This window comes from Halomonas sp. 1513 (genome assembly GCA_001971685.1).
Classification (GTDB): domain Bacteria; phylum Pseudomonadota; class Gammaproteobacteria; order Pseudomonadales; family Halomonadaceae; genus Franzmannia.
The window spans coordinates 2,387,300-2,405,602 of record CP019326.1 but is presented as its reverse complement, the minus strand read 5'-3'; the positions used below and the strand labels follow the sequence as shown (position 1 = coordinate 2,405,602).

Sequence of the window (18,303 nt, the reverse complement as noted above, 5' to 3'; positions counted from 1 at the left end):
AGAATGTCCGATGTCAAGAAGGTCGTCCTCGCCTATTCCGGCGGCCTGGACACGTCCGTCATCGTCAAGTGGTTGCAGGAAACCTACGACTGCGAAGTCGTGACCTTCACGGCTGACATCGGTCAGGGCGAGGAAGTCGAGCCGGCACGCGCCAAGGCTCAGGCGCTGGGCGTCAAGGAGATCTACATCGAGGATCTGCGCGAGGAGTTCGTGCGCGACTACGTCTACCCGATGTTCCGTGCCAACACCATCTACGAGGGCGAGTACCTGCTCGGCACCTCCATCGCGCGGCCGCTGATCGCCCGCCGCCTGATCGAGATCGCCAACCAGACCGGCGCCGACGCCATCTCTCATGGCGCCACCGGCAAGGGCAACGACCAGGTGCGCTTCGAGCTGGGTGCCTATGCGCTCAAGCCTGGCGTCAAGGTGATCGCGCCGTGGCGCGAGTGGGACCTCAACTCCCGCGAGAAGCTGATGGCTTACTGCGAGCAGCACCAGATTCCGGTGGATTTCTCTACCAAGAAGAAGAAATCGCCCTACTCCATGGATGCCAACCTGCTGCATATCTCCTACGAGGGCGGCAACCTCGAGGACCCCTGGGCCGAGGCCGAGGAGGACATGTGGCGCTGGAGCGTCTCGCCCGAGGCGGCACCGGAGCAGCCCACCTACGTCGAGCTGACCTATGAAAAGGGCGACATCGTGGCCATCGATGGCCAGGCGATGAAGCCTCACGAGGTGCTCGAGAAGCTCAACAAGCTGGGTGGCGACAACGGCATCGGGCGCCTCGACATCGTCGAGAACCGCTACGTGGGCATGAAGTCCCGCGGCTGCTACGAGACGCCCGGCGGCACCATCATGCTGCGCGCCCATCGCGCCATCGAGTCGCTGACCCTCGACCGCGAGGAAGCTCACCTCAAGGACGAGCTGATGCCCAAGTACGCTGAGGTGATCTATAACGGCTACTGGTGGAGCCCTGAGCGGCGCATGCTGCAGGCGGCCATCGACGAGACCCAGAAGAGCGTCAGCGGCGTGGTGCGCATGAAGCTCTACAAGGGCAGCGCCACCGTGGTCGGCCGCAAGTCCGAGCAGTCGCTGTTCGACGAGTCCATTGCCACCTTCGAGGATGACGCCGGGGCCTACGACCAGAAAGACGCCGAAGGCTTCATCAAGCTCAACGCCCTGCGCCTGCGCATCGCTGCCGGCAAGGGCCGCAAGCAGGACTGATCGCCAGCCGAGCGAGGAGCTACCAATGCTCAAGAAACTGTTATCCGGCCTGCTCGGTGGCGCTGGCGACAAGCCCGCCGCCGAGGCCGAGCCGGTGGAGTACAAGGGCTACCTGATCGTTCCCGACCCCCAGGATCGCGACGGCCAGTACCGCGTCAGCGGCTGGATCCGCAAGCCGGCCGCCGACGGCGAGACCCTCGAGCACCGCTTCGAGCGCTCCGACGTGGTCTCCGGGCGCGAGGCCTGCGAGTCGCTGATGATCAGCAAGGCGCAGCGCTTCATCGACGATCTGGGTGACGCCATCTTCGACAAGTAGTCGCTCTAGTGGCTGTTACACTGCCGTGCGGCGCCCTCCGGGGCGCCGCGCGCGGTTGTGGGGTGCCTATGCGCCCTTTGGCTTAGCGCACGGCTGCCGGGTGGGGCGTTACACTGGGGGTGCCACCAAGGAGCCTGCCATGCGCCTGCTGCATCGTGCCTCATCCTGGCGTGCGCTGTTCGCCGGCGACGCCCCTCCCGACCCCAGCGGCTGGCCGCCGCTACTGGCCCCGTTGGCCGATGCCGTGGCCGCGCTGGGGCCGACGCCGAGCCTTGCCGACGCCAAGGCCTGGCAGCCACGGCTGGTCGAGGCGCTAAAGCGTCTCGACCTGCCGGCCTGGCGTATCAGCCAACTGCTCAGCGACCATAACGACTGGCTCTATCGCCAGGCCGTCGAGCGCAGCCTCAATGCCATGCGCGCGGCAGGCTGGGGCGAGCCGCCGACGCAGTTCTGCGTCGTGACGCTGGGCTCCGCGGCTCGCCACGAGAGCCTGCTGGGGCCGGATCAGGACAACGCCATGATCGTCGAGGACTACCCGGACAGCGCGCATACCGAGATCGATGGTTACTTCCAGGCGCTCGGCGAGCGCATGACCGATGCGCTGGATGAGGCCGGCATTCCGCTCTGTCACGGCCATGTCATGGCGCGCTGGCCGATGTGGCGCAAGCGGCTTGGCGAGTGGAGCCGGCAGCTGGAGATCTGGACCGCTGAGCGCCGCGTCAAGCGTGTGCAGCAGGCCAATATCCTGCTCGATTTTTATGCCGTTAGCGGTGATCCGGCGCTGGCCGACGCGCTGCGTGAACGGGTCGCGGCACTGGTGCCCCGGGCGGCGCTGTTTCTCGACGAGATGGCCAGTTTGCTGGACGAGACGCCGGTGGCCCTCGATCGCCTAGGGCGCCTGGCCGGTGACGATGACGGCGCGCCCCACGAGCGCGCCATCAACCTGAAACGCCAGGGGCTACTGCCGCTCAGCGGCGCCGTGCGGCTGTTGGCCATGCGCCAGGGGTGTCGGGCACCGGACACCCGCGGCCGGCTGGGCGAGCTGGTGATGGCAGGGGTGGTGGATGCCAACCGAGCCACGGCGCTGGGCGACGCCCTGGGGCGCCTGCAGGGCCTGGTGCTGGAGGCCCAGTTGGCCAGCCTGGCGGCCGGTCGCAGCGCCGATGGCTGGGTCGATACGGCGCGGCTCGACGACGCCCAGCGCCTGCTGCTGCGCCACGACCTGCAGGAGATTCGGCGCCTGATCAAGACCGCGCAGTCTCGGCACGGCTAATCGCCAAGGCGTTCATCAGGCGCCTCCGCCAGCTCCATCACCAGGCAGGCGCCGCCCAGGGTAGGGGCGTCCTCGACCCATAGCCGCCCGCCGAGGTGGGCGACGATGCCGCGGCTGATGGGCAGGCCCAGGCCGCTGCCGCGGGGGCGGCCACGGGTCTTGCCGGTGTCGTGCTGCTGCTTGATCTGGTGGAATTTTTCGAACACCCGCTCGCGTTCGTCTGCGCTGATGCCGGGGCCGTTGTCCTCCACCGCCAGGCGCCACTGCTGCTGGTGGCGCCACAGGTGCAGACGTACCCGGGGGGCATGGTCGTCGGCGAACTTGCTGGCGTTGTCGAGCAGGTTGATGATCACCTGCTCGAGGCGATCGGGGTCGCCTATCACCCAGGCTTCATCGGCCTCGAGGTCGACGCTCAGCGCTACCCCGCGCTCCTCCTGCACGCGCTGCACGGCGGCCACGCTCTGCTGGGCCAGCGCGGCGAGATCCAGCGGCTGGGGATTGAGGGTCAAGCGCCCGCTCTCGAGGCGCGCCAGGTCGAGGATCTCTTCGATCAGGCGCGACAGGCGCTGGCTCTCGAGCACCATCACGTCGAGGAAATGCGCGCGCTTGTCGTCGGGCAGCGCCTGGCCGTCGCGCAGGATCTCGGCGAAGGCGCGTATCGAGGTCAGCGGCGTGCGCAGCTCGTGGCTGACCATGGCGACGAACTCATCCTTGAGCCGGTCGAGCTCGCGCAGCCGCTCGTTGGCGGCGCGCAGCTCCTCGCCGATGCGGGCGAGCTCCTCCGATTTCTGCTCCAGGCGGCGGTTGTACTCGAGGGTCTGGGAGGTGGTGTCGAGGATGCTCAGCACCGCTTCCAGGTCGAGCGCCTCGCCGCGCACCACCGAGTTGATCAGCACCCGCGCCGAGGCGCTACCCAGCGCCCCGGTCAGCGCCTGCTCGGCGCCGGCAATCACTTCCGGGGGCACCGCCTGCTGGTCGCCGTCGTCGCGTTGGCCGGCAAATACCCGCGTGGCGGCGCTAGCGCCGAGATAGCGCGCCAGCAGGGCTTCCAGCTCGCCGCGGGTGGTCTGGCCCTGCCACAGGCTGGCATAGCTAACGACGGAATCCAGGGCCCCGGTGAACAGCGCCGCCTGAGTCTGCTCGAGGCGGCTCTGCCGCGTGAACAGCGAGACGCCCACCAGCACGCCGACGTTGGCCAACAGGCTCCACATCAGTGAATGGCTGTAGATATCGGCATTCTCGAGGCCGAACAGCGCATAGGGGCGTAGCCAGGCGATGCCCAGCGGACCGGCCTCGACGAAGCTCGGATCAAGCCAGCCGGACTGGGCGAAGCCGGGCAGCAGCAGGGTATAGACCCAGACCAGGAAACCGGCGATCAGGCCGCCGGTGGCGCCGAGGCGGGTCGCACCGCGCCAGTAGAGGCCGATCAGCAGCGCCGGGGCGAACTGGCAAGCGGCGGCGAACGACACCAGGCCGATGGTGACCAGGCTGTAGGAGTCGCCGACCAGTGCATGGTAGAGGTAGCCGAGCAGCAGGATCAGCACGATGGCGACCCGGCGAATGCCCAGCAGCCAGCCGGTGAGCTCGCCCCGCGACCCCAGGTGGAAGCGCGAGGAGCGCAGTAGCAGCGGCATCACCAGGTGGTTGCTGACCATGGTCGAGAGCGCGATGGTCTCGACGATGACCATGCCGGTGGCCGCCGAGAGCCCGCCGATGAAGACCAGCAGCGGCAGCCCCTCGAGGCCCGCCGATAGCGGCAGGGTGAGTACGAAGCTGTCGGGGTCGCTGGCGCCGTTGCCGAGCAGCATGCCGGCCATGGCGATGGGAATCACGAACAGGTTGATCGCCAGCAGGTAGAGCGGAAACAGCCAGCTGGCGCGCTTTAGATGGCGCTCGTCGACGTTTTCCACGACCAGCACCTGAAACTGCCGCGGCAGGGTGAGGAAGGCCAGGAACGCCAGCGCCAGGGTGCCCACCCAGCCCAGCGCGCCGCCGGGCACGGCGTCGAGGCTCAGCGCATCGACCAGCGCGGGATGCTCGGCGGTGCGCGCGAACAGGTCGGCGGGGCCGTGGAACAGCACGAACACGGTAAAGATCCCCACCGCCAGAAACGCCACCAGCTTGACCAGCGACTCGAAGGCGATGGCCGCGACCATGCCCTCGTGGCGCTCGCTGGCATCCAGGTGGCGGGTGCCGAAGAGGATGATGAACACCGCCAGCACCAGCGCCACCCAGAACGATTTGTCGACCCAGAAGCTCTCTTCGGCGAGGCGCAGCTCCGGCGGCGCCGGGTAGTTGACCAGCACCGCATGGCTCAGGGTGATGGCCTTGAGCTGCAGCGCGATATAGGGGGTGATGCCGATCAGCGCGATCAGCGTGACCAGCGCGCCGAGGCTGCCGCTCTTGCCGTAGCGGGCACTGATGAAGTCGGCGATGGAGGTTATGCGCTGGGCGCGGGCAATGCGCACCATCTTGCGGATCAGGAACGGCGCGGCGAGCATCGCCAGGGTCGGGCCCAGATAGATCAGCAGGAAGCTGGGGCCGTACTCGGCGGCGCGGCCGACGCTGCCGTAGAAGGTCCAGGCGGTGCAGTAGACGGCGATCGACAGTGCATAGATGGTCGGTGAGCCGATCAGCGAGCGGCCCTGCTCGGCGCGACGGTCGCCCCAGGCGGCGATCACGAACAGCAGCGCCAGATAGCCGAAGGCTACCGTCAGTACCAGCGGATCGGTCCTCACCGCGAGCCTCGCGGCGGCTCATCGGCGGGCGCTGCTGCGTCGCCATCGTCGTCGCTGCGGGGCGGCGGCTCATGACGATATTCGAGCAGCCAGGCGGCCAGCGCTATCACCAGTGCCCAGGCCACGAACAGATAGAGTGCCAGCCATGATAGGCCGTTGGCGGTGGGGCGGTCGGCAATCAGGATCAGTGGCGGGCTGAACAGCACCAGCGCCACGCCGATCAGCGCGATCAGCCGCTCACCGAGCCGCGGCGTCTTCATGCGCTGGCGTCCTCACGATCGAAAGCGCCGGCCTGCAGGGTCAGTGCCTCCTGCAGGGTGATCACGCCGCGTGCCTCCAGGCGCGGCAGCAGTGCCAGCCACAGCTCGGCGGTGAGGCGGGCATCACCCAGCGCGGTATGCCGGGCGCCCTCGGGCACGCTGAGGTCGAAGCGATCGGCCAGGCTGTCGAGGTCGTGGCCGTCGAGGCTGGGGTCCAGCGCGCGTGACAGCAGCAGGGTGTCGAGTACCGGCAGTTGGAAGTCGACCCCGGCCCCCGGCGGCTGAATCGCCAGCAGGTCGAAGGCGGCGTTGTGGGCCAGCAGCACCGCCTCGCCGACGTAGCGACGAAAGCGCGGCAGCACCAGGTGCAGCGGCGGGGCGCCGGCCACGTCGGCGTCGCGCAGGCCGTGAATCACGGTGCTGGCGGGCGGGATAGGGCGCCCTGGATCGACGCGCATATCGAAGGTGTCATCGGCCAGCAGTCGGGCGTTTACGACGCGACAGGCGCCGAGACTGATCACCGTATCGCCGCGGCGCAGCTCGAGGCCAGTGGTCTCGGTGTCGAAGGCGACGATCTCCAGCGCGCGCAGCGAGCAGGCGGCCAGTTCGGCGTCCGGCGGCGGCAGGTCGGCGATGCCGAAGTCATGGAACTCGGGGCGCGGCGCCTTGTGGGCGGCGGGGGCGCCGACCCGCTCGACGGCGGGCAGCGGCAGGCGCAGGCGGGCGTGCTCGCCGTCCGGATCGGCCAGGCTCCAGGCATCGCTGCCGTGCTGCAGGAGCAGCTCGCCGATGCTGGGTGCCAACGGCAGGCTCTCGAGACGCTGGGCGTGCCACTCGGCCAGGGTGCGCTGGGGCAGCGGCGCGCCGCGCCAGATCAGATCGAGATAGACGCGCCTGTTGCCCAGGCACAGTTCGCCCTCCAGGGCGTGGCGGCCGGTGGCTTGATGGAGCCGCTCGAGCAGCGCCTCGAGCAGCGCCAGCAGCGCCGGGGCATCGCCCTTGAACCAGGCGGGCATGCCGATCGCGGTGACGCGGGGCAGGTCGGGCAGGTGGTCGAGGCGCTCGTTGAGCGACTGCCAGAGGTCGTTGGACCACAGCGGCACCAGGCGCTCGCCCTGCTGCTGCAGGTCGTCGATACGCTGGCCGAGGCGCTCGAGCTCGGCGGTCAGGGCGCGGCTCTCCTCGTCGATGGCGGCGGTGATGCGCGCGCGCAGCGGGTGGGCATCGCTGGCCGGTTGGTCGGCATCGAGCCGTGACAGGGTCTCGGCGGCGCTGGCAAGTCCTGCCCCGTGACGGCGCAGCGCGGGCAGCAGTTCGCCGAGGGCGGCGCGGGTGTGGCTCTCGTCGGTGAGGCTGGCGGTGGTGTCGGTCAGGGTGATCAGGGTCTCGCCCTGGCTCTGGGGCACGCGCTTGAGCAGGCAGCGCAGCCAGCGCTCGTCGCTGGGTACCAGCAGTTCGCGGGGGGCGCCGTCGTCGGGCAGTCTGGCCAGGGCGTCCTGCAGGCTGGCGACCCCGATCAGGCCTTCCAGGCGCTTGCCAAGACCCAGCCCGGGGTGGCCGTCGAACAGCGTCTCGGCGGCGTGATTGAACAGCAGGATGCGGCGGTGCTGGTCGCACAGCAGTAGCGGTGTTTCCAGCACCTGCAGCAGCGACTCCAGCTCGAGGCGGATGCGTGCTGCACTGCGCGCGCCCTCGGTATGGGCGGTGGCCAACTGCTGACGATCCTGGCGCCAGCCCTCCCGCAGTCGCGCCAGGTCGGGGCCGAGCCCCTTGAGCCAGCCTTCCGGGGGGTAGTCGTCGCGGGCGTCGGGGTTGGCTGCCAGGCGTGCCATCTGCACCTGCAGATGGCGCAGCGGGGTGAACAGGCGCCGCTCGAGCACCAGCCCAAGCAGCAGGATCAGTACCCCGCCGCCCAGGCTGCCGGCCCACAGCGCTCCTCGCTGCACGCCGCTGGGGGCCAGCTCGGCATCCAGCCACAGTGCCAGCAGGGCGCCGCTGAAGAAGGCCAGTCCACTGATCAGCAGCCAGATGCCCACCAGGCGCTGGCGGCGGGGCAGGTGGCCGCGGGCGGGGCGCGGTGCCATCAGCCTGCCTCGCCGAGCAGGCCCTGTACCTTGTCGACCAGCGCCTGGGTGGAAAATGGCTTGGTGATGTAGTCGTCGGCACCCAGTGCCAGGCCCTTTTCACGCTCCACTTCGCGCCCGTGGGCGGTCAGCATGATGATCGGCAAGTTGGCATGGGCGGGGTCGGCACGGAGCTGCTCGAGTACGTCGAAGCCGCTGATGCCGGGCAGGCTGATATCCAGCAGGATCAGGTCGGGAGCGCCGTCGGCGATGCTGTCCAGGGCGCTTTCACCGTCTTCGGCGGTGACCACGTCGAAGCCTGCCTGCTGCATCAGAAACTCCAGTGACAGGACGATATTGGGTTCATCGTCCACCACCAGTACCTTGGCCATGGCGGCTCTCCCTTCTGCGATGGCGTATGCGTTGACTGCAGTCTAGTGGCGGGGCGCAGGGAGGGGAAAGACGACCTTGGCAGGAGGTGATAGGGTTAAGCTCCATTCCATCGACACGGAGCGCTCGATGATCAAGGTTCACCACCTGGAAAACTCGCGTTCGCAGCGGGTGGTCTGGCTGCTCGAGGAGCTCGGTGCCGAGTACCAGATCGTCACCTATCGCCGTGATCCCAAGACGCTGTTGGCGCCGGCATCGCTCAAGCAGGTGCATCCGCTGGGCAAGTCGCCGGTGATCAGCGACGAGGCCCATGACGGCCGCGTGATCGCCGAATCGGGGGCGATCATCGAGTACCTGGTGGAGCGCTTCGACGGCAGTGACCTGGTGCCGGCGATGGGTAGCGATGAGCGGCTGCGCTACCGGTTCTGGCTACACCATGCCGAAGGCTCGGCGATGCCGCCTCTGGTGATGAGCCTGGTCTTCTCGATGCTCGGCAAGCCGCCGGTGCCGGCCCTGATACGGCCGATCGGCAAGCTGTTGGGGCAGGGCGTGCAGCAGAAGTTTTTAGCCCCCCAGATCGAGGACCTGCTGGCGCTATGGGAGAGCGAGCTTACACGCTCGAGCTGGTTTGCCGGCGAGACGTTCAGCGCCGCGGATATCCAGATGAGCTTTCCGCTGCTGGCCGCCGAAATGCGCCACGGCCTGGACCGCTACCCGGCAATCAAGGCAGCCCTGGCGAGGATCCGCGAGCGCCCCGCCTATCAGCGCACGGTGGCGCAGATCGGCGAGTTTTCGTCGCCGGGAGACTGAGGAGTCTGCGTTTTATCAAGCGCGCCCTTGATAGCCTGCCTGCAGAAGGCCGACCTGCTGTTCCTGGACGCTGGGTAATCCATAGCGGCTGAGTCGAAAAACGCCGCGTAGCAGCAGGTCGCTGCCTACCGAGAGGTTGTTCGTGGCGACGATGACACGCAGCCGGCGCCGCGAGATCTTGACCTGCTCGCTGGTCGTGTAACCTGGATTGTTGGCAATGTTGCGCAGCGTTGAGAGCGCCATGCCGATCGACCAGCTGCAGAATCGCCGAATCCCCACCTCAGAGGCCGGAATGCGCAGCGTGTAGTCTTGCGCCAAGCGCAGATGATGATGAGCGACGGCCACCAGAAAGCGGATGCCGTCGCGATAGCCGGCATGATCCTGCCAGTCAGGTGTAGTGCTCAGGTCGACGCCACGTGCGTCGAAAACATCTCGCGGCAGCCAGCAGATGCTGCGCTGGCGATCATCCCAGACGTCTTTCAGGATATTGGTCAACTGCAGTCCCTGGCCGAAGGCCAATGAGAGACGCAGAAGCTCGTCACGCTGATCGCGAATGTACGGATTGATGTCTGCGAACAGCCGGGTCAGCATTTCGCCAACGCAACCAGCTGCCACGTAGCAGTACTCGCGCAGGCTGCTACCGTCTTCGAGGCCATGCGGGTTCTTCAGGCGTTCGAAGTCTGCCATGCCGCGGCACATGGTGGTGACGCAGTCGTGTAACGCCGCCTGTTGAGTGGCTGGTAGTTCGCCGAAGGCGCGCAATACGCCAGGTGTCTGTACGATGAGCTCCTGTTCCAGCGGGTCCTGTACCAGTTCGGTGCCGAGCAGTGCCTCGGAGAACGCTTGGGCGGCGCCGGCATCATTCAGCCCAGCCAGCAGGCGCCGGTAGTGGGCGTCTTTCTCGTCGGCCGCCATGGCGGTGCTATCTTCCACCGTGTCGGCAATACGACACAGGAGATAGGCATTTGTGATCGCCGGGCGCAGGGGGGCCGGTAACTGTGGAATGGTCAGGGCAAAGGTCCGCGAGACACCGGGCAGCAGTTTGTTCTGCAGGGCGAGCGAGGCAGGCCTCATAGCAGCGTCATCTCCGATGTCGGGAGCAGGTCTGTGTCCTGCTCAAGCCAGATCATATTGAATGCGTCCGATCGCTGGGGATGGGCGCGAAAAGGCCATGGTCAATAAACGAGGTACACGCTTACTCTAACATGAGGCCAGGCGCTTCGCGTCAACTAGCGGATGCCAGCCGTGTCGCCGATCCATTGGTACCCGCCTGCCAAGGCGTCGTTCCTGCCAATGATCTCAGCCCGGACCACCCGGATCCACTGCCTGCGGTTGATGGCCGAGCGTTGAGCATCAGTGTAGGCGAGCTTATCGATGGCTCACCGGTTTGCTGATAGGCTCAGCATGATACGGGCTACCGGGTCAGAATGGATTGCCGACCAGAACATCTACCGTTTTGTAGTGGCACTCTCAATCTTTCAAGCGATGCCTCGGCATCGGAGGCGCGAGCATGGCTTCTGAAACAGCTTCTAAGGCGCTCTCGGAAACGACGAACGAACCTCACCTGCAGATCAAACTGGCCAACCCGCGAGGTTTTTGCGCCGGGGTCAACCGGGCAATCGATATCGTCGATCGCGCCCTGGATGTATTTGGCCCACCCATCTACGTGCGCCATGAGGTCGTTCACAACCGTTATGTGGTTGAAACGCTACGCCAGCGGGGCGCGGTGTTTGTCGAAGAGTTGGATGAAGTGCCCGATGACGTCATCGTGATTTTCTCCGCCCACGGCGTTTCTCGCGCGGTGCAACAGGCTGCCGAGCGGCGCGGGCTGAAAGTCTTCGATGCTACCTGCCCGCTGGTCACCAAGGTTCACATGGAAGTGCTGCGCTACGCCAAACTCGGCCAGGAGTGCATTCTGATTGGTCATGAAGGGCACCCGGAAGTAGCAGGCACCTTGGGGCGCTACGACACCTCCTACGGCGGGCGAATCTATCTCGTCGAGGATGAACACGACGCGGCCAAGCTGGACGTCGAAGATCCCACGCGGCTGGCGTTCGTGACCCAGACCACGCTCTCAATGGACGATACCGCCAAGGTGATTAGCGCGCTGCGGGGTAAATTCCCCGAGATCAGTGGCCCGCGAACGGATGACATTTGCTACGCCACCCAGAACCGTCAAGATGCCGTTCGCGAGCTGGCCGCCGAGAGCGACTTGGTACTCGTTGTCGGCAGTGCGAATAGTTCCAATTCCAATCGCCTGCGTGAGCTTTCCGAAAGCATGGGTACGCCAGCCTATTTGATCGACAACGCCGAGCAGATCGATGCCGGCTGGCTCGATCACGTGCACAGCGTCGGCGTTACCGCCGGGGCCAGTGCGCCCGAGGTGCTGGTGAAAGGCGTGATCGAGCGGCTGACATCACTCGGCGCCGCGGCACCGATAGAACTGCAAGGCCGCGAAGAAACCGTGACGTTCTCAATGCCGCATGAGCTGCGCCAACAGGTTATTGCTAGCAGCTGATGCAGGTTGGACTCGTCGTGTCCACCCAAGGTGGATCCTTCACCACCCCGCGCTCCAGGGCAGCTTGTCGAGCAGACACGTACGCCACGCATAGCGGCGCACCGCGGAGGATTCTTCCCGGCGAGCCGCTACCGGCTACTTGCTGTCGCCGTTGGCCTGGGTAAAGCGCGGTGCCAGCGGGCCCAGCCACAGCCATACCTGAAGGACCACCAGCAGCGGCATCAGCCACACCGGCGCGCCGGTTACCGCGAGCAGGATGCGATAGATGAAGAACGCCGTGATCCCGGCCAGCAGGCCGACCAGTGGAAACAGGAAGGGGCGCTGATAGCCGGGGCGACGGCTGAGTCGGAACAGCGAGCCGGTGAAGGCCCCGAAGGCGGCGGACATGGCCAGGGGCAGCCAGAATGCATCCATGGGGTAAGCCTCTACGCAATGATGGCGGGCCATCGCCGAGGACGATGTGCTGATGGCAGATTATCGCCGCGCGGCGCCGGTTGCCTTTCGACCTTCGATGTAATTTGCACAAAAATGCCTTGTGCGTAATAGATTTATCGATTTTCAGGCGCCATTATTGGCTCGACGAGCAGTTGCCCGATAAAAAATGAAACGATGGAAAATCGCCGCGTGGTGTTTTCCCAGCGCAAGGAGCCTCTCTCATGAGTGCAATCGTTCTGCTGGTGCTAGGTCTTGCCGGGATGGCCGGGGGGTACTTCGTGTACTCCAAGTTCATCGCCGAGAAGATCTATCGCCTCGATCCTGACTTCAAGACGCCGGCCCACGAGTTCGAGGACGGTGTCGACTACGTGCCCACCAATCGCTTTATCCTGTGGGGCCACCACTTCACCTCGGTCGCCGGGGCTGCGCCCATCGTGGGGCCGGCCATTGCGGTGATCTGGGGCTGGTTGCCGGCCTTCCTGTGGGTGGTGTTCGGTACCATCTTCTTCGCCGGGGTGCACGATTTCGGCGCCATCTGGGCCAGCGTGCGCAACAAGGCCAAGTCGGTGGGTGCACTCACCGGCGACGTGGTCGGTACCCGTGCGCGCAGCATCTTCATGATCGTGATCTTCCTGGTGCTGCTGATGGTCAACGCGGTGTTCGCGGTGGTCATCGCCGGACTGATGATGAACTTCTCCAGCGCGGTGGTGCCGGTGTGGGGCGCGATCCTGGTGGCACTGATCATTGGTCAGCTGATCTACCGCCGGATTCTCAGCCTGCCGGTGGTCTCGGTGATCGGCGTCGTGGCGCTTTACGCGCTGATCGGCATTGGGCCGTCGGTGCCGATCCAGATGCCTGCCGAAGTGGCCGGCTTCTCCGGTAACGCGGTATGGATCCTGATCCTGTTCGGCTATGCCGCCATCGCCTCGCTGCTGCCGGTGTGGGTGCTGCTGCAGCCGCGTGACTACATCAATGGTCTGCAACTGTTCATCGGTCTGATCATCCTCTACGGCGCCATTGTGCTGCTCAACCCGAGCATTGTGGCGCCCATGGTCAACAGCGACGTACCGGCAGGAACGCCATCGATGCTGCCGCTGCTGTTCGTGACCATCGCCTGCGGTGCCATCTCGGGCTTCCATGGCCTGGTGTCGTCGGGCACCACTTCCAAGCAGCTCAACAAGGAAACCGACGCGCGCTTCGTCGGCTACTTCGGTGCCGTCGGTGAAGGCATGCTGGCCCTGGCCGCGATCCTCGCCGCGACGGCCGGTTTCGCCAGCCTGGCAGATTGGCAAGCCATGTACACCGCCTTCGGGGCCGGTGGCGTGAATGCCTTCGTCGAGGGCGGTGCCTTCATGATCCACAACGGCCTGGGCCTGCCGGAAGCCACCGCAGCGACCCTGCTGACGGTCATGGCGGCGCTGTTCGCCGGCACCACCATGGATACCGGCCTGCGCCTGCAACGCTATATTTTCCAGGAGTGGGGCGATATCTATAACCAGCCGTGGATGAAGAAGTCGGCCCCGGCCACCCTGCTGGCGGTGGGTAGCTGCCTGCTGCTGGCCTTCGGTGCCGGCGGCGCCGACGGTACCGGCGGCATGATCATCTGGCCGCTGTTCGGCACCACCAACCAGTTGCTGGCGGGTCTGACCCTGCTGGTGATCACGGTGATGCTGGTGCGCCTGCGTCGTCCCATGTGGTACACCCTGGTGCCGCTGTGCTTCCTGCTGGTGATGACCATCGCCGCGCTGCTCATCCAGCTGCGCACCTTCTTCAACGACGGTAACTACTTCCTGCTGTTCCTGGATATCGTGGTGTTGATTGCCGCGATCATGGTGGCCATGGAGTGTGCGGCGGCGCTCAAGCGCACCCGCGCGGAAATGGCCGAACAGGGTGACTGACGTTACCTAGGAGCGATGTATGCACGACGATCATGACAGCGGTCATGATCCTCGTCGCGAAAGAGTACGGGCCTGGCTGAGCCAGGCCCGTTTCTTCGCCGAGGAGGTCTACTCCTCGCGCTATCGCGGGGCGATTGCCCGGGCCCGCCGCGACGAGGACGACCTGTTCATGCTGCTGGTGTTCTCCGAGATGATGGGGGTGCCCAATCCGGCCGCCTACTACACCCTCGAACTCCAGCCGCTGCTGCTCGAACGTTTCCATGACTGGCACACACGCATGGGGATGGAACGCTCGCCGCTGGATCATTTCAGATGCTGCTAGCGCAGACGGTTTCCACACGAAAGTGAGCCATGGTCCTCGCTTGGGGGAGTGCTCGAGGCTGATCCGTCGACAAGCCTTCGAGGGGGCGCCATGAACCCCTCCCTGGGGGCTACCTGGACCATCCCTGGTCTAGAACCCCCTCTTCGGCTTGTCCCCGGCGCCCCTCGCCGCCGGCCTTGGCGATAGCTTCGCGACATTGGGATAAGTGCACGATGAAAGCTTTATTGCAGAAACGTCTGCTATGGGTAGGCGGCAAGGGCGGGGTGGGCAAGACCACCGTGGCCGCCTCGCTGGCGGTGCTCGCCGCGCGTCGCGAACGGCGCGTGCTGGTGGTCTCGACCGACCCGGCACACAGCCTCGGCGATGTCTTCGACCGCGAGCTGAGCGATACGCCACGGCGCCTGCTGCCCAACCTCGACGCCATGGAGATCGACCCCGATATCGAGGTCGAGGCCCACCTGGCGCGAGTCACCGAGCAGATGCGCCGCTACGCCGCGCCGGAGATGATGAAGGAGCTCGAGCGCCAGATGCGCCTGACCCGACAGTCGCCGGGCACCCAGGAGGCGGCGCTGCTCGAGCGCCTGGCGCGGCTGATGACCGACGACCAGCTCCCCTACGACCTGATCATCTTCGATACCGCGCCCACCGGCCACACCCTGCGACTGCTGACGCTGCCCGAGGCGATGGCGGCGTGGACCGATGGACTGCTGGCGCACAATCGCAAGTCCGAGGAGCTTGGCAAGGTGCTCAAGCACCTGACCCCCAAGCGTGGCCGCGACGTGGCCACGCCCTTCGATGATCCCCAGGAGGACGCCTTCAGTGATCTCGATGAACGCACCCGCGACGTGGCGCAGACCCTGCTCAATCGTCGGCGGCTGTTCCATCAGGCGCGTCGGCGCATCGAAGATCCCGAGCAGAGCAACTTCCTGTTCGTGATGACCCCGGAGCGGCTGCCGATCCTCGAGACCGCGCGCGCCGTCGAGGCGCTGGAGGCGGTCAAGATTCCGGTCGCCGGGACCCTGGTCAACCGGGTGATTCCCGAGGATGCCGACGGTGACTTCCTGCGCGCGCGGCGTGCTCAGGAGTCGGTCTACCTGACCAGCATCGACCAGGCCTTCAGCCACCTGCCCAGGCCGCACCTGCCGTGGCTACCCACCGACGTGCAGGGCATCGAGATCCTCGATGACCTGGCCGACCGGCTCGAATCGCTGGGCTTCTAGCCTCAGGTGACGAGCTCTTCGAGGCGTCGTGTCGGCCAGTGGACCACGGCGGTGTGCCGCACCATGCGCTCGGCGAGTGCCGGGTGTTCATGGCCAATTACCTGGCTGGCGAAGTCCGACAGGAAGCGCGACTTGAGTTCGGCGCGGGCGCGATCGACGCCGATGTCCTGGTAGGGCGTCGAGGCCAGCAGCATGAAGCCGTCGTCTGGGATGCGCCCGGCGCGCATGTTGGCATCGATGATGCCCGCCGCGGTACCGATCGGCTCCGAGAGGTTGGGGCTGTAGGGACCGACGATCAGCGCGGTATTGGGCACGTGCAGGAAGTCGAAGCCCCGGCCGATGCAGATCACCCATTCGCGGTGCTCGATATCCAGGGCGCGGGATACCCCGCGCAGCGAGTCGACGTGTGCCAGGTTGCCCTCCAGCAGCGGCAGCAGGTCGCGCAGCGTGGCCGCCGGCATATCGGGGCAGAGTGCGGTGACGCGCTGGGCCAGGCCATCGGCCTGATCGGCATCCAGGCTGCCGATGTCGAGTACGCTGCCGTCGTCGCCATGGATGATCAGCGCATCGCTGTCGGTCTCGAAGCCGCACACCAAGGGATAGACGTGACGGTGGTCAGCGCCGAACAGCTGCTCGGCCTGGGCGCGGATCTGGTAGGCGTGGGCCAGTGCCGCCTGGCTGTCGCACTCGAACCCGGCACAGCCGCGTGACCGCTGACCGCGGGAGAAGTGGTAGGTGATCAGCATCAGCACCCCGTGGCCGGCGCGGGCGGCTTCACTGACGCTCTCGGCGAGCATCTCGCCCAGGTAGGGCCAGCCGAGGTGGAAGATGCCGCCGAGGTTGCGAAATGGTCGAATGATGCCCAGCGGCGTGCGCGTGGCATGCGGCAGGTGAATCCGTCCGTCCATGCACTTCATCGCTACGATGCGGGTGGGATGCGCGGCCAGGTAGCGCTCCCGGGCCAGCCAGGCCGACGGGCTGCCGAAGCTCTCGGCGTGGTCGCGGGACAGGGTCAGCAGCCACTCGATGCGCTGTGCCAGGGGGCGGTCGTGTATCTGCATGGGCGGCTCGCTGGTATTTGTTAGAGGTCGACTTTGTCCTTGAACTCGCATAGGTCCTCGATCACGCAGCTGCCGCAGCGCGGCTTGCGCGCTACGCAAGTATAGCGGCCGTGGAGGATCAGCCAGTGGTGGGCGTCCTGGCGAAACTCCCTGGGCACGTGGCGCATCAGTTTCTTCTCGACCTCGACCACGTCCTTGCCCGGGGCGATGCGGGTGCGGTTGGAGACTCGGAAAATATGCGTGTCGACGGCGATGGTGGGCTGGCCGAAGGCGGTGTTGAGAATCACGTTGGCGGTCTTGCGGCCCACTCCGGGCAGCGCTTCGAGGGCGGCACGGGTCTGCGGCACCTCGCCGGCATGCTTGTCGACCAGCAGATGGCAGGTCTTCATCAGGTTCTCGGCCTTGGTGTTGTAGAGGCCGATGGTCTTGATGTGCTGCTTGAGGCCGTCGATGCCGAGGTCGATGATTGCCTGGGGCGTATTGGCCACTGGGAAGAGTCGCGCGGTAGCCTTGTTGACGCCGACATCGGTGGCCTGGGCCGAGAGCAGCACCGCGGTAAGCAGTTCGAAGGGCGTGGTCCAGTTCAGCTCGGTGGTCGGCTCGGGCATATGCTCGCGCAGCCGGGTGAATATCGCATGGCGTTTGTGGGCATTCATGACGGTTGGCCGTGTGACGGTGACTGAGAGACGAGGGCGGCGCGGGCCTGCTCGAGCATAGCGCTGGCTTGTTCGATCTGCGCATGGGCGCTGGCTTGGGCGGCCGCATCATGCTGGCGCTCGGCGTGGGCCAACTGCTGGCGCGCCTTGCGCAGCGACTGCTCGGCCGCGTTGACGGCCATGCGTTTCTGCTGCAGCCCCGGTGTGCGCGGCGACGAAGATGCTTGAACCTGACCGAGCTGCCGGTCGAGGTCGTCGAGCTGCGACTGGTGCTCGGCGATGCGTGCCGTCAGGGCCTGACGCTGCGCATCATCGTCGCTGTTCTGACGCTGGCGGGTAAGGCGCTTGAGGGCGGCCGCCAGGCGTACGCGGTTGGCACGCAGTGCGCTGGCAGACAGCGCCGGCGCGGCGCTGGACGCCGCCGGAGCAGCCCTGGTCAGCCGCGCAGCGCGGCGCTGTCGCTTGGCCTCGGCCTGGGCCGCCAGGCGCCGCTGGCGCGCGTCGAAGCGCTTGCGGCCCTGATCGGCGCGATAAGCCAGATAGCGCTGCTGCTGTGATTCGCTGCTGGCCGCCTGCCACTGCGGATGGGGGAGCATATCGATACAGTCGACCGGGCAGGGGGCGACGCATAGTTCGCAGCCGGTGCACTGGTCGACGATCACGGTGTGCATCAGCTTGGCGGCACCGAGGATGGCGTCCACCGGGCAGGCCTGGATGCACTTGGTGCAGCCGATGCACTCGTCCTCACGAATATAGGCGGTCAGCGGCGACTGAGCCGGCTGCTCGAGTGCCATGACGGGGCGCCCGGTGAGTGCCGCCAGGCGCGCCACGGTGCGCTCGCCGCCCGGCGGGCAGCGGTTGATTGCCTCGCCGTTGGCGATCGCCTCGGCGTAGGGGCGGCATCCCGGTTGGCCGCACTTGCCGCACTGGGTCTGGGGAAGTTCGGCATCGATGGCGTCGATCAGGTCGTGCTGGCCCGTCACAGTGGCTCCTCGTTGGGCTCGTCGACAGGCCTGTATTGTACGTGCTTTGCGCTATCACAGGTACCGGCCACGCCGCGCTCCAGCGCATCATGTCGAAGGCGCTGTTAACGAAATCGCCTGTATGGGCCGTAGTGAT

Annotated in this window: 16 protein-coding genes and 1 pseudogene; 8 read left to right on the top strand and 9 right to left on the bottom strand. The window is 66.3% G+C overall.

The annotated features are described in order from the left end of the window. The first annotated feature begins 3 nt into the window (after nt 1-3). The 3 genes from BWR19_10850 (at nt 4) to BWR19_10840 (ending at nt 2,813) form a co-directional block, all read left to right on the top strand. Nucleotides 4-1,224: an argininosuccinate synthase gene (locus BWR19_10850; protein APX93386.1), complete on the top strand. Its 1,221-nt coding sequence runs from the start codon at nt 4-6 to the stop codon at nt 1,222-1,224. Between the two features lie 25 nt (nt 1,225-1,249). Continuing rightward, nucleotides 1,250-1,540, top strand: a complete 291-nt coding sequence (locus tag BWR19_10845) for a hypothetical protein (GenBank protein ID APX93385.1) — start codon at nt 1,250-1,252, stop codon at nt 1,538-1,540. Between the two features lie 139 nt (nt 1,541-1,679). Further along, complete coding sequence (locus tag BWR19_10840) at nt 1,680-2,813, top strand: signal transduction protein (protein APX93384.1); 1,134 nt, start codon at nt 1,680-1,682, stop codon at nt 2,811-2,813. On the opposite strand, the gene BWR19_10835 is transcribed toward BWR19_10840, so the two are convergent. The 4 genes and pseudogenes from BWR19_10835 to BWR19_10820 all read right to left on the bottom strand — a co-directional run bounded on the left by BWR19_10835 (nt 2,810) and on the right by BWR19_10820 (nt 8,266). Beyond that, nucleotides 2,810-5,551 (bottom strand): histidine kinase, encoded by a 2,742-nt coding sequence (locus tag BWR19_10835; protein ID APX93383.1) that lies wholly within the window; start codon nt 5,549-5,551, stop codon nt 2,810-2,812. The two genes, BWR19_10840 and BWR19_10835, sit on opposite strands and share 4 nt — an antisense overlap. A 68-nt stretch (nt 5,552-5,619) precedes the next feature. Next, nucleotides 5,620-5,811, bottom strand: a pseudogene (locus BWR19_10830) (hypothetical protein). Continuing rightward, nucleotides 5,808-7,895 carry a DNA polymerase III subunit epsilon gene (locus BWR19_10825; protein APX93382.1) on the bottom strand — a complete coding sequence of 696 codons (2,088 nt, stop codon included), beginning with the start codon at nt 7,893-7,895 and terminating at the stop codon, nt 5,808-5,810. The pseudogene BWR19_10830 and the gene BWR19_10825 overlap by 4 nt, the downstream one beginning before the upstream one ends. Continuing rightward, the gene (locus BWR19_10820) at nt 7,895-8,266 is read right to left on the bottom strand and encodes a two-component system response regulator (protein APX93381.1); all 372 of its coding nucleotides are present in this window, start codon (nt 8,264-8,266) and stop codon (nt 7,895-7,897) included. Before BWR19_10820 ends, BWR19_10825 begins: the two co-directional genes overlap by 1 nt. A 127-nt stretch (nt 8,267-8,393) precedes the next feature. Between BWR19_10820 and BWR19_10815 the strand changes: the two genes are divergently transcribed. Next, nucleotides 8,394-9,074, top strand: a complete 681-nt coding sequence (locus BWR19_10815) for a glutathione S-transferase (protein ID APX93380.1) — start codon at nt 8,394-8,396, stop codon at nt 9,072-9,074. 15 nt (nt 9,075-9,089) lie between these two features. On the opposite strand, the gene BWR19_10810 is transcribed toward BWR19_10815, so the two are convergent. Further along, entirely contained in the window at nt 9,090-10,148 is a 1,059-nt protein-coding gene (locus BWR19_10810) for a hypothetical protein (protein APX93379.1), read from the bottom strand. Nucleotides 10,149-10,584: 436 nt separating this feature from the next. Between BWR19_10810 and BWR19_10805 the strand changes: the two genes are divergently transcribed. Further along, on the top strand, nt 10,585-11,592 hold the full coding sequence (locus BWR19_10805; protein ID APX93378.1) for a 4-hydroxy-3-methylbut-2-enyl diphosphate reductase: 1,008 nt from the start codon (nt 10,585-10,587) through the stop codon (nt 11,590-11,592). A 135-nt stretch (nt 11,593-11,727) separates the two neighbouring features. Here the strand turns inward: BWR19_10805 and BWR19_10800 are convergent, their stop codons facing one another. Beyond that, nucleotides 11,728-12,006, bottom strand: a complete 279-nt coding sequence (locus BWR19_10800; GenBank protein ID APX93377.1) for a hypothetical protein — start codon at nt 12,004-12,006, stop codon at nt 11,728-11,730. A gap of 242 nt (nt 12,007-12,248) precedes the next feature. On the opposite strand from BWR19_10800, the gene BWR19_10795 reads away from it, so the two are divergent. The 3 genes from BWR19_10795 (at nt 12,249) to BWR19_10785 (ending at nt 15,467) form a co-directional block, all read left to right on the top strand. Next, entirely contained in the window at nt 12,249-13,925 is a 1,677-nt protein-coding gene (locus tag BWR19_10795) for a carbon starvation protein A (protein APX93376.1), read from the top strand. 19 nt (nt 13,926-13,944) lie between these two features. Then, nucleotides 13,945-14,247 carry a DNA helicase gene (locus BWR19_10790; GenBank protein ID APX93375.1) on the top strand — a complete coding sequence of 101 codons (303 nt, stop codon included), beginning with the start codon at nt 13,945-13,947 and terminating at the stop codon, nt 14,245-14,247. A 212-nt stretch (nt 14,248-14,459) separates the two neighbouring features. After that, nucleotides 14,460-15,467: an arsenic-transporting ATPase gene (locus BWR19_10785; protein APX93374.1), complete on the top strand. Its 1,008-nt coding sequence runs from the start codon at nt 14,460-14,462 to the stop codon at nt 15,465-15,467. 2 nt (nt 15,468-15,469) lie between these two features. Here BWR19_10785 and BWR19_10780 read toward each other — a convergent pair whose 3' ends face one another. The 3 genes from BWR19_10780 to BWR19_10770 are packed head-to-tail and all read right to left on the bottom strand — an operon-like array spanning nt 15,470 to nt 18,167. Further along, nucleotides 15,470-16,528 (bottom strand): hypothetical protein, encoded by a 1,059-nt coding sequence (locus BWR19_10780; protein ID APX93373.1) that lies wholly within the window; start codon nt 16,526-16,528, stop codon nt 15,470-15,472. 20 nt (nt 16,529-16,548) lie between these two features. Continuing rightward, nucleotides 16,549-17,184, bottom strand: coding sequence for an endonuclease III (locus tag BWR19_10775; GenBank protein APX93372.1), 636 nt, complete (start codon nt 17,182-17,184; stop codon nt 16,549-16,551). Continuing rightward, on the bottom strand, nt 17,181-18,167 hold the full coding sequence (locus tag BWR19_10770; GenBank protein APX93371.1) for an electron transport complex subunit RsxB: 987 nt from the start codon (nt 18,165-18,167) through the stop codon (nt 17,181-17,183). Before BWR19_10770 ends, BWR19_10775 begins: the two co-directional genes overlap by 4 nt. Nucleotides 18,168-18,303: the final 136 nt, after the last annotated feature.

Excerpts from the sequence above, each read along its gene's own strand:
- BWR19_10850 (APX93386.1), top strand. The coding sequence starts at position 4 with ATGTCCGATGTCAAGAAGGTCGTCCTCGCCTATTCCGGCGGCCTGGAC.
- BWR19_10845 (APX93385.1), top strand. The coding sequence starts at position 1,250 with ATGCTCAAGAAACTGTTATCCGGCCTGCTCGGTGGCGCTGGCGACAAG.
- BWR19_10840 (APX93384.1), top strand. The coding sequence starts at position 1,680 with ATGCGCCTGCTGCATCGTGCCTCATCCTGGCGTGCGCTGTTCGCCGGC.
- BWR19_10825 (APX93382.1), bottom strand. The coding sequence starts at position 7,895 with ATGGCACCGCGCCCCGCCCGCGGCCACCTGCCCCGCCGCCAGCGCCTG.
- BWR19_10820 (APX93381.1), bottom strand. The coding sequence starts at position 8,266 with ATGGCCAAGGTACTGGTGGTGGACGATGAACCCAATATCGTCCTGTCA.
- BWR19_10815 (APX93380.1), top strand. The coding sequence starts at position 8,394 with ATGATCAAGGTTCACCACCTGGAAAACTCGCGTTCGCAGCGGGTGGTC.
- BWR19_10810 (APX93379.1), bottom strand. The coding sequence starts at position 10,148 with ATGAGGCCTGCCTCGCTCGCCCTGCAGAACAAACTGCTGCCCGGTGTC.
- BWR19_10805 (APX93378.1), top strand. The coding sequence starts at position 10,585 with ATGGCTTCTGAAACAGCTTCTAAGGCGCTCTCGGAAACGACGAACGAA.
- BWR19_10800 (APX93377.1), bottom strand. The coding sequence starts at position 12,006 with ATGGATGCATTCTGGCTGCCCCTGGCCATGTCCGCCGCCTTCGGGGCC.
- BWR19_10795 (APX93376.1), top strand. The coding sequence starts at position 12,249 with ATGAGTGCAATCGTTCTGCTGGTGCTAGGTCTTGCCGGGATGGCCGGG.
- BWR19_10790 (APX93375.1), top strand. The coding sequence starts at position 13,945 with ATGCACGACGATCATGACAGCGGTCATGATCCTCGTCGCGAAAGAGTA.
- BWR19_10785 (APX93374.1), top strand. The coding sequence starts at position 14,460 with ATGAAAGCTTTATTGCAGAAACGTCTGCTATGGGTAGGCGGCAAGGGC.
- BWR19_10780 (APX93373.1), bottom strand. The coding sequence starts at position 16,528 with ATGCAGATACACGACCGCCCCCTGGCACAGCGCATCGAGTGGCTGCTG.
- BWR19_10775 (APX93372.1), bottom strand. The coding sequence starts at position 17,184 with ATGAATGCCCACAAACGCCATGCGATATTCACCCGGCTGCGCGAGCAT.